This window comes from Spirosoma sp. KCTC 42546 (genome assembly GCF_006965485.1).
GTDB lineage: Bacteria > Bacteroidota > Bacteroidia > Cytophagales > Spirosomataceae > Spirosoma.
Genome location: NZ_CP041360.1, coordinates 2988396 through 3003360, shown reverse-complemented (window position 1 = coordinate 3003360; position 14965 = coordinate 2988396). Strand labels below are relative to the sequence as shown.

Below are 14965 nucleotides of genomic sequence, written 5' to 3'. Positions count from 1 at the left end.
CTGTAGCCCACTGCCAACAAATGACTCCACTTGACGACTGTCAACCAGTGAATTCGTAATGAAACTGAAACTCTCAGAAATTTTGCTTCTATCGGCTGCTGCCGGTTTTCTACTACTCTGGATTGCCGAATATCAGCGTACAACCTTTGGCGATAGCTATTGGCTGCTCATGCTGTCAATGACCTGTTTGTTCGCCTTTCAATATGTTAAAAATAAGCGTCTCGAACGCGAAAAAGCCATCTCGCCAACCATAAAGCAAATGGTGGACGATCGGAAGAAAAAGAAAAAATAGTGTAGTAGGTGGAGTGAGTGTAGTGGCCAATTTTGCCCTTAGCCCTACTACACTCACTCCACCTACTACACTTATTCACTACTTATGGAGTCCTACGCCCTCTTATTCGGTGCTTTACTTGCTCTTGTGCTAGCCGGTTTTTTCTCGGCAGTCGAGATGGCGTATGTATCGGTTAACCGGCTGTATTTTGAGCTCCATAGCAAGCAGGGACCGCTCAGCGAAAAATTAGTATCGGGCTTTTTGAAAAACCCGATTTTGTTCGTTGGTACCACGCTGACTGGCAATACGCTCTTTCTGGTTCTGTATACGGTACTGGGTGTAATGGCCCTGAATCCTCTCCTGACGGCAATTTTACCGCAGTCATGGACAGCCCATGAGTTCGTCGTTATTGCCATTGAGACCCTCATTCTGACGATCATTTTCCTTCCCTTTGCCGATTATATACCCAAAAGCCTGGCCCTTATCCATCCCGACCGCTTTCTGGAGGCTCTGGCAGTCCCACTTTGGGTGATCTACAAAGCCATTGCGCCAGTGGTTCGGGTATTGGTTGGCACAGCGCGTTTTTTTATTCGGTATGTATTGGGCAAGAAAAACCCGGAAATTCGCCCCGTTTTTGGCTTAACGGACTTAAATCATTATCTCCAGCAACTCAATAATCAGAAAGCCGATACCACGGAAGAGTCGGTAGAAGTAGACACGCAGATTTTCAACAACGCCATTGAGTTTCGCGATGTGCGCGTTCGTGACTGCCTGGTACCCCGCACCGAAATTGCTGCCATAGCTGTAGACGATACAGTAGAGGAATTACGACATGCCTTTCAGGAAAGCGGCCATTCTAAAATTGTTGTCTATCGCGATACCATCGACGACGTAATTGGCTACTGCCACGCGTTAGCTCTGTTTAAAAAACCGGCGACTGTCGAAGAAATCATCACCCCCATTATTACGGTTCCGGAAACTATGCCTGCGCAGGATTTGCTTCTTCGGTTTCTCTCGGAACGCAAGAGTCTGGCTTTGGTGGTAGATGAGTTTGGCGGAACAGCGGGTATCGTGAGTGTTGAGGATATGGTTGAACAGATTTTTGGTGAGATTCAGGATGAATACGATACCAATGAAGACTGGACCGAGCAACAACTTGATGAAAAAACCTGGCTGCTCAGTGCCCGACACGAGATTGACGACCTGAATAAAACCTATGGCTGGCACATACCCGACGGAAGTTACGATACGCTTGGCGGTCTGATTCTGGCCGCCCATGAAGATGTTCCCCAAGTGGGCGAGGTTGTTGAATTTTCTCCCTTCACATTCACTATCGTCTCTATGGATGGCACCCGGATCGACACGGTTAAAGTGCATTTAAATCCAGAATAAAACGTAGCCAGGTCTACACAAGCCCTGTCAATCCAAATACTTTGTGTACGTTGGTCGATAACCGAGTAGATAGGCAACCGGTGCTAGTACCAGAAAGGCAATTTTCTGAACAAAAAACTTCGGCTTCGTTAACCGGTATACGCTCGAAAACCGATTGATTAGTAGAAGACCCTGCAAAAAATTGGGCATACCCAGAGCATTGGTTTTTCCATCATTAGCTAGTCCGGTCGCCGTTTCAAAGAAGTATTCTGTATCCAGAGCAGGTTGTACCTGCCACTTTACAATCGTCTTCTCTCCCGACTGATTCCACATGGAATGGACCGTATTTTTCGGGATGTGTAGTTTGTCGCCAGCTCGAAGTGTTTTCAATTGCCCATTAATTTTCGTCGTTAATTCTCCCGACAAAATCGTAAAATCTTCGGCCTGATGTGGGTGATAATGGGGAGCTGGTTCAATGGATTGTCCTTCATACCAAGCTTCCATCTCGAGAAGCTCTCCGGCCGTATCTTTACCAGTCTTAATAAATCGAATAACCTGCCCGGTTAGGGTATTGCGTATTGTTTTGTTTGCGTAGGCCATGAGTATTGTTTGGGCAGGTTAGCTTTATTTTTTCGCCAGTTGTAATTCAGCGTTCTTCCCGGCGATATCATTCTTCAATTTTGGGATCGTCTTCAGGTATTCATAGATGGCGCCCACTTCATAGTCACTCAAGGAAGGCCGCGGCTCCATAGGCAGGCGCAGGGTCGAACCATCCGGCCGAACTCCCAATTTTACAGCCCGTATAAACTGTTCTTTTGTGTATTTTTTGCCAATCCCTGTTTCCTCATCAAAGGTCAGATTGGCCGTAAAAATCGGTTTTCCACCTTCGCCATTTAGCTTATTGCCACCGCCATAATACCCTTTCGAGCGTTCGGGATGAAGTTTATCCTGATCCAGAAAATCGGATGAGTGGCAGCTATAGCAATCGGCTACCCCATCAGCGATATAACGTCCTAACGCTACCTGGTCGGTAGAGTCCGGCATCGGTATAGGTTGCTGTGGATAGTCACCAGCTTTAATAATCGTGTGTGATAATAGCTTTGAGAGAAAGCTGTACTCCGCTTCCGGTGCTTCCTGCTTCGTGGGTTGCACAGGAAACCGATCTGAACGTAGCCAGGCCACTACCGACTTAAGGTCTTCCTCAGCCATTAGCGAATAGCGTGGCATAATTCCAGAAAACGTACCATCGGGTTTAACGCTTGTCCGCAGGAAATACATAAGCTCACCATCAGTCCAGTTCCCAATGCCTTTCTCGGTATCCTGCGTAATATTTTTCGAATAAATCTTACCGAAAGCGGCCGGGATTTCACCTAAATATTTACCAGTCAACCGATTTTCATCGTTCGCATGACAGCTCATGCACTGTACCTGGGCAATAGCTTCACCGCGAGCCACCCGAGCCGGTGTTCGTTCGACCGTTAGTTTTGGTGTAACAGGAGGGTCGTAGGAAGCAACGCCGACCACGGCAACATATGCGCAGAAAACCAGCACAAGCAGGACAACGCACCCTAAAACGATGCCGACGAGTTTTACTATTTTTTTCATGGTACTGATTGAGTTAAAAAGAGGAAGTGTCGTGTCGACGGGGTCAAAGTTGAGGTCTGACCTATACCCAATTCAATGCTCAGACAGGTGAAACGGAAGAAATTTCCGATGAAGCGGGTGTAATCGGACCGTAACTGTCAACCAGGACAGCCCTAAAGCGTATCCTGATCCGTAGCTATCCTGCTAAATCGGCAAATAGATTCACCGGAGAATTTAAGGAGTTTGCTTACTTTTGGGCCATTACTTTTCATGACCCTGTGGATTCACTACTCATTCAAAAAACTGTAGCGCGGCATTTGCTCGCCGTACAGGCTGTTCGACTCAAGCCCAATGAGCCTTTTACCTGGAGCTCCGGCTGGAAGTCCCCCATCTATTGCGACAATCGGGTTACACTGGCTTATCCTGACGTTCGTACATTTATTAAAAATGCACTCGCCGATGCTATCAGACAGCAGTTCCCAACGGCAGAAGTTATTGCCGGTGTGGCCACGGCGGGTATTCCACAAGGAGCCCTGGTTGCCGATGTACTCAACCTCCCCTATTGCTACGTCCGACCCGAACCCAAAGCCCACGGCATGGGCAAGCAGATTGAAGGACATTTAGCCCAAGGCCAACGCGTGGTTGTGATTGAAGATCTGATTTCAACCGGAGGCAGCTCCCTTAAAGTGGTGAATGCGCTACGGGCTGCGGGTGCCGAAGTATTGGGCATGGCTGCTATTTTCACCTACGGCTTTCCAATTGCCAGCCAGAATTTTGCCAGTAAAAACGTGCCACTTGTATGCCTTAGTGATTATGATGCTCTCCTGATCGAAGCGCAGGAACTCGACTATATTCCAGCCGAAGCCATGGACTCATTAGCTGCCTGGCGACAAAATCCAGCTCAGTGGGGACAATAGTTAGGCTAATTAGACTTTAAAATCAATCACTCATGGCTATTGTAACAGCACGAATCGAGCGAACACCGTACGAAACACACCTCTCAACTGATTCGCAGGTTATTGTTGCCGATGAGCCGATGGACATGGGTGGTCAGGATCGGGGTATGCGACCGGGTGAACTATTGGCAGGTTCGTTGGCTACATGTACCGTAATGACGCTGCGTATGTACGCCGATCGGAAAGGCTGGCCACTCGATTCGGCCGTTGCCCATGTTGAGTATTCAAATGACCCGATTTCCAGGCGATCGCTTTTTGTGTTGAAACTGATCTTAAATGGCAGCCTGACCGATGATCAGCGGGCAAGGCTGCTTGAGATGGCCGACCGATGCCCGGTTCATCGAGCCTTGCAAAATCCCATTGACTTTGAAACGATCCTGATTGAAGATCCTATAACCACAAACCGATAAGGTTCAACTCAACCTACTATGAGCCAGGCCGAACACAACTCAACTCCCGATATTACCAAAACCTACACCAACGGCGAAATCACGGTTGTCTGGAAACCGGCCGTCTGCATTCATTCCAAAGTTTGCTGGACGCAGTTGATTGAGGTATTCAATCCAAGAGAGCGTCCTTGGATCAAAATGGAGGGCGCCACCACCGATCGTATTGCCGAACAGGTAGACCGCTGCCCATCGAAAGCCTTAAGCTATTTCCGAAACGATGAACCACTGAAACCTGAGGATATTCAGGCCGAAAGCCTTGTGGAACCATTGCCCAACGGCCCTTTGCTGGTATATGGTAACCTACGCGTAAAAGATGCCAGTGGCCATGAGACCCAGAAAAATAAAGTCACGGCTTTTTGCCGATGTGGAGCCAGCAGCAACAAACCCTACTGTGATGGGTCTCATCTTAAAATTGGCTTTACGGGATAAACAGAACCCTATTACAGCTAGAAAAGAGTCGCGTTACGGCTATGATTGGAAAAAAGATAGCGGAACGAATTGGTCGGCCAGACTTGATCGACATCCTGACCACTGAGTTGACCGGGTCTGAACTGACATCGCTTTTGCTTGAGGTCTTCAGTCGAAAAACAGAGCAATTATCCCCTGCTGACTTGTTACGTGTTTACCAGACCAATCGGTTTGTAAAACCAGCGGATGTAGATATGGTTGGACTGCGGGCACTGGAAGATCAGGTAATTTCGGTTGCCAGCGACTTTGACTTTATACCCCTTGAACTCTCTCCGGTAGCTCCTTTGGGTAGTTGTTCTGTCGTTGCCACCGCCGATCAAAAGAAAATCCTCTCAGCAACTCGCCAGACTGAAGTAGTTGCCGACGCGACCAACGCCCTGGCCCTGCATATTGCCGATTTGCGGGACGGCAAACGAAACGCGATCACTTCGGCATCAGACCTCCTTCGTTTTAGTGCCATCCATCGTCATGTTAGGACACCCACACTACCTAACATCCCGGGGATGAGATCCCACTTCAAGATTGCCTGCTTTGTAACAGGTGGGAGGGATACAGGTAACTACCAGTTTGAGAAAGTAGCCCTGACCGAACACATCGCCATGATGACAGCTTTCTTCCGGGATACGTTGCAGATTTACGACTTGTCATTTCAGTTGTACCCCCGAAAAGGCTATCCGGATCCTGTTGCGTTTATTGGCAAGCTAAGCGATTATCTACATCAGCAACAGCCTGATTGCCCTATTGAAGTGATGACAGACGGCCTTAACGACAACAATTACTACAAGGGATTGCAGTACAAAATCAGCATAACTGTTCAGGACCAAACCATCGAGATTGGTGACGGTGGTTTTGTTGACTGGACGCAGCAACTCCTCCAGAATAAAAAGGAACGAATGCTGACAACCGGAATCGGGCTTGAGCTTTTGTATCGTCTGGTAGAGCGCAGATTTTCGTGATTCATATGATTTTGGAGTGATTAAAAAATCTTAATAATCATATCAATCTTCGCTCTATTGTCTGTCACGATTTAGGCTTTGGCACTACCACAGCCGGGTTAGCAATTCCATTAAGATCGTAGACAATTTTGCCGTTTCGGATCGTCATTTCGCACTCCAGTTTCTGCTTGCCCTCAATTTTGTAGCCGGTGTAATCAACGAAGCCGAAGTAGCCCGTATCTCTGGCATCGAATTTCCCCTTGCGAATAGCCAGGATGGCCACATCGGCTACGGACCCGACTGAAAGACTACCCAGTTCAGGTCGGCGGATGGCCTGGGCTGGGTTCCAGGTACTGGCCTGAATCACGCTTTTCAACTCCATACCCATTGCCATGAATTTCGACATCACGTTGAGCATGTCTTTCATGGCATTGTTCATGCTGCCTGTGTGAATATCAGTACTAATCGTGTTGGGGTAAAAGCCACTTTTCAGCGCTGGAATCGCCTGCGAAAAGGCGAAACTGATCCCGCCGTACCCCACATCGAACAAGATTCCCTTTTTCTGGGCTTCCCAAACAATGGGTTTGACTTTCCCTGTTGCAACATCCAGAATCGACTCACGCGTTTTTAACTGCCCGAAACAGTGGGTGTAGATATCGCCCGGACGGAGGTGTTTCGTGAATAACTCGTCGAGCGACAAAGTGGGTGTACTCCCTCCAAAATCAATCATGACGGGCAGATTTGCCAGTTTTCCGGCTTCAACAACGCGCTCGGTGGGTGTCCAGTTGTAGCCACTGAAGTGGGCGAGTTTAAACCCAACTATGTAGTCGGGATATTGCTTCGCCATAGCCGCTGTTTGGCTGGCATCCATATCGTCCACGTTCTGCTCAAACTTGCTACCCCGCATGCCACTGCCCACAATATTGAGCAACGCCAGCACCCGCGTCTGCGACCGGTCAATCGTCTGTTTTTTAAACGTTTCGAAATCTCGCCAGCCCGAGCAACCTGCATCGACAATGGTTGTTACACCGTTTCGAAAGGTAAAGCCATCGGGTGGCAGTGCATTTGGGCCGTTGCTGTATGTCTGATCCAGATTAGTACCGAAAAACACATGCGTGTGCATGTCGATCAAGCCGGGAGTCACATACAGTCCTCTGGCATCGACTACCTGAATGGCTTCTTTGGGATCAAGATTTCGGCCGATTTGCACAATCTTCCCCTCACTGATGGCTACATCCAGAATGCCATCAAGTCTGTTTTTGGGATCAATAACATGCCCGCCTTTTATGAGGATGCTATACGTCTGGGCAACTACCAGATTGCTTAACAAGATCGCAAACAGCCCAAGAACTAGTTTTTTCAACATTGGGAAACTCTTGAAGTTGACAAGTTAGATTTTGGCAAATCCAGGCTAGTTTTTTCGACAGGATTAACAGGATGTACAGGATTGAAGTAATTGCAATCCTGTACATCCTGTTAATCCTGTCGAAAAACTTAAACGGCAGCTTTGGATAACTCCTCCTTAATCCGTCTGGCAACGATCTTTTCCTGACCGGGTTTCATCATCCAGACCGTGACGCCAATGTTACTTGGACCGCCCCCACCTACTTCAATTGACGGGTCGCCTTTTCGTAATGATTCCTGTAGCTCTTTGCCTGTAATTCGTAGTTTAGCCGGGTCCCAGGAAATGCGGAGCGTGGGCGTGTGGTTACCTAACGGTGGTACATGTACGTCAATCTGCACACCGGGTACCGCTTTCACTGTATTCTCAATGTAGGCCGTGTTTTCTTCCCAGGTTTTCCAGACTTTATCGTGGTCTTCGTTGATAAATTTTTCGAGGGCGACATACATCCCCAGAATCTCTTCTTTGTTGACTTTCATTCCCCGACCAATATTGAAGCCACGGGGCGGCATATGCAATCGAGCGGCCGAGATAATGTCTTTTTTACCCATCAGGATGCCCGCACTTTGGGGACCACGCATGGCTTTTCCGCCCGAAATGACCACGAAACTGAAGCCCATATCGTTGAAGCGCCATAGATTCTCAACGGGTGGCACATCGGCGGCAATATCGATGGAAGTGGGAATGTTGTGCTTCTTTCCCAACGCAACCCACTCTTCATGCATGATTTTACCCTTGTCGGCTTCGATGTGCAAAAAGTGCATGAGTGCCGTTTTTTCGTTGATCGCCCGTTCAACATCTTCAGCCGTTTCAACGACCACAATCTTACAGCCGGTATTGGTTAGCGCATGATTGTACACAATGTCATGGGCTTTCTGGCAGATCACTTCCGTTTTCATACCAGTGCCGTCCAGATGCGGCAACTTTTCCACCTTCTTCTGATCCATGCCGGTCAGGATACCAGCCAAGCCCAGCGTCATACCGGCAAAAGCACCCGAGGTCACAACGGCCGCTTCTGAATGCACGAGTTGAGCAATTTTTTCGCCCACTTTGTCCTGAATCTCATCCAGCAGGCAAAATTCTTTCGCACCGCCATTGATCGCATCGAGCACTTCGTCGTGCATGAGTGAACCCGTCATATAGGTGAGTGTACCAGCCGCATTGATAAATGTCCGGATACCCAGTTCTTTGAATAGATCCCGTTTAGGAGCAGCCAGTGGCGCGGCATCTGCGGTTAATGGAAGTCCACCAATCAGTCCGCCCAAAAGCGGAACGCTGGATAAGCGCTTAATGAGTTTTCGTCTGCTTAACATGGAAGTAGTTGGTTAAAAAAAGAGAGCTACCCCAACCCCTCCCTTTATTTCAAGGGGAGGGGTTGGGATGGGGTAATTTTTAGATATACGCAATACAGTCCATTTCCACCAGCGATTCGCCGGGTACGCCCCCGTAAACCGCTACTGTTGTTCGAACCGGCGGCTTGCTGCCAAACCGACCTTTGTAGACTTCGTTCATGGCTTTGTAGTCGTTCAGGTCATGCAGGAAGACGGTTACTTTCAGGACTTTTTCCATAGACGAGCCCGCTTTGATCAACTCTTTTTCAAGCTCTTTAAGCACCTCATCGGTATGTACTTTAATGTCGCCCTCTTTGTGATAGCCTTTACCGGCTACAAAAACCAGGTTGCCTAGTTTAGTCGAGCCCGAAAACAGGGGTACATCCTGCTGAGTAACTACATTGAACACTTCTTTTTCTGGCGCAGGCTCGGCCATTGCTTTGGTAGTCGCGCCTAACCCAACGATGCCCGCTACCGATGCAAAAAGGCGTTTTAAACTAGATCTGCGTTGTGTTTCCATAAGTGCATTGACAAGTTAAATGATTATGTTATAGTGGTTTTGCGTATACCCCCTAGTCTAGCCGTAGCTTACTGATTTTCTGCGTATTGCCTTCTATCTTCAACCCATCCTGATACAGAATAGCCCGGTACTCAATTTCATCGTACGATTTGATATTGTTTCTAACAATTTCCAGACTCCGTTCGCCTGGCTGAGCAATGGGATAAACATCCGTTTCGGTCCATTTCTGATTGAACTCCTCATTGAGCGAACTCTGGACCGGACGATATTCGAAGCCCAGGCGGTAGGCTTGCCCATTGCCCAATTTGGTGAGATCGGCGGTTAGTTTCAGATTACCATTCGACGTCTTTTCGGCTTTAAGGGTCCTGACATTCGCGGGTTCAAGAGCAGCCTGTACGTTTGTTAGCTTCACCACGATGGGGTTTGGCCATTTGTGATTGTTATAAATTCGCTGGGCGCGAACCACCGAAATTTTCAGCCCGTCAGGCGTTTGTTCAAACCGCGCTTTACCATCATTTGCCGGCTGGTACTCAACCACATTCCCCGATTGCCCCAATACGCTGATTTCGGTTGATCTTGTCGCTTTGAGCGACCGAAGCAGAAACGTCCGGCGTTCGCCCCGTGGCCAGTCGGGCATATTGGTCAAATAGGCATATACGGTATTTCCCTCTTTTGACCTGGTGAACCAGATATCCCCTTCGTTACGCACGACCCAGGGACGTACGTTATGCACGGCTTCCTGATTGATAAAATGCCAGGCACCAATTTCCATCAAACGTCCCTGCTGGCCTTCGTTCAGTTGCCCCCATTGCGTTGGCCCAACATTAAGCAGATACGAACCCCCTTTGGCGCGGGACTCAATCAGAATATTAATCAACTCTGTACCAGACTTATAGTGTTCGTTGGTTGGTTTGTAGTTCCAGGCTGTCCCCATTGTCATGCAGCTTTCCCAAGCCGTCGTCAGGGTTTCTCCGGGCAGGTATTGCTCTGGGGTCTCCAGCACACCACGGGTAATGAGGCAGTTCGGCTGGTACTTCCAGACAACCGCTTTGACTTCTTCCCGCAACACGTCGCTGTCGATAAAAAACAGATCAACCGGGCCGTATTTAGTCATCAACTCCTGACACTGGGCCTCCACAAACTGCTTGTATTTAGCCTGAAACGGTTTGGCTTTTTCCCAATGGTCATCGCGGGTGATGTCCTTCATGCCATTTCGGTACGCAAACGAGAAATCTTCGGGTGAGTAGTAAAATCCAACTGCCAGTCCCCACTTCCGGCAGGCATCAACATACTGCTGAACAATATCCTTTTTATAAGGGGTATTCATCACCCCAAAATCAGTGGTTTTTGTGTCCCACATACAGAAACCAGCATGGTGTTTGGTGGTGAACATGATGTATTTCATGCCCGCATTTTTGGCCAGAATCACCAGCCGCTCGGCGTCAAAATCTTTGGGGTAAAAGGTCTTGGGAAGTTCTGAAATATATCGCTCAACGTAGTCGGGTGAGGCCCCCACCAGCGAGTGGCTGATCACGACACCCAGTTGCGTATCCACATTCCAGTGAATGAACATCCCAAAACCAGCATCTTTCAGCCACTCCTCGCGCTGGGGTTTATTGTGGTTAGCCCCAATTTGCGCGAACGTAGAGAAAGCGAGGAAAGTAAGCAGGAGGAAAGAAACAAAAAGTCGTGTACGCATAACTAAACTATAACTAATTGACTTACAGCGATCCTAATTGGGGATCATAAAAATTTAATCTACCCGAAATTCATCGAGCATAAGCCAGGCTTTGCCTCCAGCTCCGTATTCACCGGAGGGAATGATGCCTTTGTTTGTTGCCTGTATCCGCACGTATCGCGCCTGAGTCGGCGGAAACGTAGCGTTTACGGAGTTAATGCCATTAACCGGGAACTGGGTTTGCTCATACACCTCGCGAAACGTTTTGCCATCTTCCGACACGGCAAAGCGGAGTGTATCGGGCGCCCACATCCGCTGCCAATGATAGTTTAGAATGTGCGTACCGATGCTCGATATAGACTGTGTGCTTTGTAAATCAATCAGTACATCTGCGTCTTTTCCCTGAAAACCGATCCACTCGCCCGTATTGTAGCGGCTGGTTCCGGCTACCCCATTGACGGCCACCAATGGACTGGCGGGTCGGTAGGCTCCAGTAGGTTCTGTGGTAAACGTGACAGATTTCCCTGTTGCTTTACTGACCGTGATCGCTTTTTGAAATACCCGTCCCTGTGGCTGATTACCCAGAAAGGCAACCGCTTTTAGGTTCATAGTATGTTCAATATCAATTAGTTGATCATAAGCAGGACTAGTGAGCACCGGGTTTGTCCCATCGGTTGTATAGCGAATTACAGCACCGGGCAATGTCGTTGAAAGCCGCAGTTGCACGGTGCCTGTCGGACTAACGGATACCGAATCGGTCAGTTCGTCGAAGCGATTGGCGTACTGAATTGTCAGGCGTTTCAGCAAGGGTTCCTGCAACCGAAGTCTTCGCAAAAAATCGGGATAATTCCGGTGTTGGCGCTGACTCCAGGCAATTTCGGCGACGGCAATTGCGCGCGGAAAAATCATGTACTCCGCCTTCTCTGGACTGTCAAAATATTCACTCCAGGCCGTTCCCTGAACCCCTTTCAGATAAACGGCTTCCTCTGGACCGAGATCAGCCGGAACAGGCTCGTAGGCATACACTTTACTTAGGGGTGTGTAGCCCGCAGCGGCCAGGGGTTCTTCTGGATATAAGGACTGGTAGTAATCGAAATAAACGTGACTTTCGGGCGTCATGATCGCGTTATGCTTCTGCCGAATGGCTTCGATACCACCTTTTATCCCCCGCCAGCTCATAACCGTAGCGCCCGGTGACAAGCCTCCTTCTAAAATCTCATCCCAGCCAATCACTTGCCGACCTTTCTTATTGACATGCTGTTCGATGCGCCGGATAAAATAACTCTGGAGTTCGTCTTCATCCTTGAGATGTTCACTACGGATGCGCGCCTGGCATTTTGCACAGGTTTTCCAGCGGGTTTTCGGGCACTCATCCCCCCCAACGTGAATGTACGTCGAAGGGAACAAGTCAATGACTTCATCCAGTACGCCTTCCAGAAAGGCAAATGTGCTATCATTCCCGGCACAGAACACATCCTCGAAGACGCCCCAGAACGTAGCTGCCTGATACGGCCCGCCCGGCTGACCATCTGGCTTCAGGCAACCTAATTTCGGATAGGCACTCAACGCGGCCAGCGCATGGCCCGGCATTTCAATCTCGGGAATAACCGTTATGTGGCGCTGCGTGGCATACTGGACAATGTCACGGACTTCGGCCTGGGTGTAGTAACCGCCGTAGCGTTTACCATCGAACCGATGCGGCAACTCTTTCTTATGGCCAATCAGCGTTTCGCGCCGATAGGCAGCCGTTTTTTGTAATTCCGGGTATTTCTTGATCTCGATCCGCCAGCCCTGATCGTCGGTCAAATGCCAATGGAAGGTGTTGAATTTATACAGGGCCAGTTCATCGATGTATTTCTTAATGAACGCAACCGGGAACAGATGGCGGCTCACATCGAGGTGCATACCCCGATACGAAAACCGGGGATAATCCGTAATGTCACAGGCCCCAATCGTAGCCGATTTCGATTGAGAAAAAAGTTGGGTTAGGGATTGCAATCCGTAGAATAAGCCAGCCTCGTCGTGACCGATCAGGCTAATTTTTTGCGGGTTAATCTGAAGTTGATAGCCTTCTGGCTGTTTAACAAGTCCGGGATCAATCGTCAGGTCAATACCAGGTTTCGCCTTTTTTACCGACAGGGATAAACCAGTACATGCCCGTAATTGCGCCTGAACCAGCGCCACAAATTGCCCGGAAACACCAGCACCGGGCGCAATTCCAACTTGAGTACCAAGATGAAATTGCCCCGCTGTCTGGCGAAAGATTACTGGTTCAGGAATCAGTCCGCTTTGGGCGAATAGGTTTCCTAAACCGAGGAGGAATAGTGCAATATGTTTCATTGGGAATAGAACGCAGATTTTTATGATGTGTATGATCAAGGATGATTTTAACTTTTTCTCCGCAAATCCGGGCTAAATCATATTTAATCCTAATGATCATAAAAATCAGCGTTCTAGTTTGTACCGAATTATTTATCCAACCACATCTGCGTCAGGAATGTGTTTTCGCCTTGACGGGCAACGGCACCTAAATAATTTTCTTTGTTCAGGTTTTCTTCTGTTGCAGGGTAAAGCATCCGGCGGAATATTTTTCCTCCTGTGATGTTGCCCGTGTAGTTGTTAGGCACCAAAGCCGGGTAGCCAGTCCGACGCCAGTTCAGGAACACCTCCTGCGAATTCGGGAAGATCGACACCCAGAACTGGGTATACAGTTGCTCTAGCTGTTGCGCCTGCGTAGCTGTCGTAACAAGGGCATTCGCCGTTGCATACGCATCAATGTTCGCCTGCGAAATCACGCCATCGGCACCGTATAATGCCCACTGACGCATAGCGGCTTTGACGCCCAGATCATACAAAGCTGCTGGTGTCTTAGCCGTATACCAACCCCGAATAGCGGCTTCAGCCAGGTAAAAATTAACCTCGGCATTGGTCAGCACCAACATCGGCGCGTTCAGTTTGAGAATGGTGTTCTGGTTCGGCTCCGAATACGTGACAAAGTCGGCGGGTTTGGTATTGGGAATCGTGGCCGCCATTCCTTTCTGGAGGCTTACATCCGTGCTGGGTTTACCATTTACATACACCACCGATAGCACCGGTAAGCGTGGGTCGTTCGTCTTTTTCAGGTAATTGATAAACGTATCGTAGTACTTCCCACCTTCCGGATTGCTTACGCCGTCGGCTTTCAGGTAATCACTATTGAGCATCCAATACGCCAACGGATTCTGATTAACAACCTGACCAGAAGACAAATAGACGATCTTCGCCATATCTCCATCTTCTGTGATCAGGCTTCCGGCAATGGCTTTTTTCACCCAGGTTTCGGCCAGTGCTACATCGGGTTTGGTCATGCGCATTCCCATCCGCAGCATCAGCGAATAGGCGAACTTCTTCCATTTGGCAATGTCGCCACCATACATCAGATCGGCAGCGCCAAAGGTTGATTTCGTGGCATCGAACAGAGCGATCGCTTTTTCCAGTTCGCTGAGCAGATCGGCATAAATATCTTTCTGCGGGTCGTAAACTGGCTTGAAAATGCTTTGGGTATAGCCCTGAGCCGCCTGTTTGTAGGGAATATCGCCATACAGATCCGTGATTTTGGAGAAGCTGTATGCACGCCATATTTTGGCAATGGCCAGCTTATTGACCTGCGCAGGATCTTTCTCCAACGCCCGAATCACTTCGCCGATTTCATTGATTTCGTTCGGATAGGCATTGGTAAAAACGGTGTACGGGGCCGTGCCCTGGTTGAAAATATACTTTGAACCCCAACTGGCTACGTCGTTGTAGCTGGTTGTGTACTGCATCGTTCCCTGCAAGCCGGTGATCATGTTACCCACCGCATCGTACTGCGCTTTGGTGAATACGAAATCGGGGCTGACCGTACTGGATGCGTCGGGGTTAATATTGAGTTCTTCCAGGCCCTTGTCGCAGCTTTGCAGGGTGCAGAGCGCCAACAGGCAATAGGTAAATTTATAGAATCGATTTTTCATGGAATGTCGTC

At 48.8% G+C, this 14965-nt stretch carries 14 protein-coding genes; 6 read left to right on the top strand and 8 right to left on the bottom strand.

Going from position 1 to position 14965, the window contains the following annotated elements; translation table 11 throughout:
* The first annotated feature begins 64 nt into the window (after nt 1-64).
* Both EXU85_RS12075 and EXU85_RS12070 read left to right on the top strand, forming a co-directional pair.
* Entirely contained in the window at nt 65-292 is a 228-nt protein-coding gene (locus EXU85_RS12075; RefSeq protein ID WP_142776693.1) for a hypothetical protein, read from the top strand.
* A gap of 84 nt (nt 293-376) precedes the next feature.
* A complete protein-coding gene (locus EXU85_RS12070) occupies nt 377-1663 on the top strand; it encodes a hemolysin family protein (protein ID WP_142772321.1) in 1287 nt (428 codons plus the stop codon).
* Between the two features lie 27 nt (nt 1664-1690).
* Here the strand turns inward: EXU85_RS12070 and EXU85_RS12065 are convergent, their stop codons facing one another.
* Nucleotides 1691-2242: a cupin domain-containing protein gene (locus tag EXU85_RS12065; RefSeq protein WP_142772320.1), complete on the bottom strand. Its 552-nt coding sequence runs from the start codon at nt 2240-2242 to the stop codon at nt 1691-1693.
* 24 nt (nt 2243-2266) lie between these two features.
* Nucleotides 2267-3247: a cytochrome c gene (locus EXU85_RS12060; protein WP_142772319.1), complete on the bottom strand. Its 981-nt coding sequence runs from the start codon at nt 3245-3247 to the stop codon at nt 2267-2269.
* 257 nt (nt 3248-3504) lie between these two features.
* Here EXU85_RS12060 and pyrE point away from each other — a divergent pair, with 257 nt between their 5' ends.
* The 4 genes from pyrE to EXU85_RS12040 are packed head-to-tail and all read left to right on the top strand — an operon-like array spanning nt 3505 to nt 6055.
* Nucleotides 3505-4143, top strand: a complete 639-nt coding sequence (gene pyrE, locus EXU85_RS12055) for an orotate phosphoribosyltransferase (RefSeq protein ID WP_142772318.1) — start codon at nt 3505-3507, stop codon at nt 4141-4143.
* A 32-nt stretch (nt 4144-4175) separates the two neighbouring features.
* Nucleotides 4176-4592 carry an OsmC family protein gene (locus tag EXU85_RS12050; protein ID WP_142772317.1) on the top strand — a complete coding sequence of 139 codons (417 nt, stop codon included), beginning with the start codon at nt 4176-4178 and terminating at the stop codon, nt 4590-4592.
* A gap of 18 nt (nt 4593-4610) precedes the next feature.
* Entirely contained in the window at nt 4611-5060 is a 450-nt protein-coding gene (locus EXU85_RS12045) for a (4Fe-4S)-binding protein (RefSeq protein WP_142772316.1), read from the top strand.
* Between the two features lie 41 nt (nt 5061-5101).
* Nucleotides 5102-6055, top strand: a complete 954-nt coding sequence (locus tag EXU85_RS12040; RefSeq protein WP_142772315.1) for a hypothetical protein — start codon at nt 5102-5104, stop codon at nt 6053-6055.
* Nucleotides 6056-6119: 64 nt separating this feature from the next.
* Here EXU85_RS12040 and EXU85_RS12035 read toward each other — a convergent pair whose 3' ends face one another.
* From EXU85_RS12035 to EXU85_RS12010, 6 genes are all read right to left on the bottom strand, one after another.
* Nucleotides 6120-7400 (bottom strand): amidohydrolase/deacetylase family metallohydrolase, encoded by a 1281-nt coding sequence (locus tag EXU85_RS12035; RefSeq protein WP_168207776.1) that lies wholly within the window; start codon nt 7398-7400, stop codon nt 6120-6122.
* Nucleotides 7401-7528: 128 nt separating this feature from the next.
* On the bottom strand, nt 7529-8749 hold the full coding sequence (locus EXU85_RS12030; RefSeq protein WP_142772314.1) for an aminotransferase class V-fold PLP-dependent enzyme: 1221 nt from the start codon (nt 8747-8749) through the stop codon (nt 7529-7531).
* 79 nt (nt 8750-8828) lie between these two features.
* Nucleotides 8829-9287 carry a RidA family protein gene (locus EXU85_RS12025; protein WP_142772313.1) on the bottom strand — a complete coding sequence of 153 codons (459 nt, stop codon included), beginning with the start codon at nt 9285-9287 and terminating at the stop codon, nt 8829-8831.
* A 52-nt stretch (nt 9288-9339) separates the two neighbouring features.
* Nucleotides 9340-10986 (bottom strand): alpha-L-fucosidase, encoded by a 1647-nt coding sequence (locus EXU85_RS12020; RefSeq protein WP_142772312.1) that lies wholly within the window; start codon nt 10984-10986, stop codon nt 9340-9342.
* 54 nt (nt 10987-11040) lie between these two features.
* A complete protein-coding gene (locus EXU85_RS12015) occupies nt 11041-13305 on the bottom strand; it encodes a family 20 glycosylhydrolase (RefSeq protein WP_142772311.1) in 2265 nt (754 codons plus the stop codon).
* 128 nt (nt 13306-13433) lie between these two features.
* On the bottom strand, nt 13434-14954 hold the full coding sequence (locus EXU85_RS12010) for a SusD/RagB family nutrient-binding outer membrane lipoprotein (protein ID WP_142772310.1): 1521 nt from the start codon (nt 14952-14954) through the stop codon (nt 13434-13436).
* Nucleotides 14955-14965 lie beyond the last annotated feature (11 nt).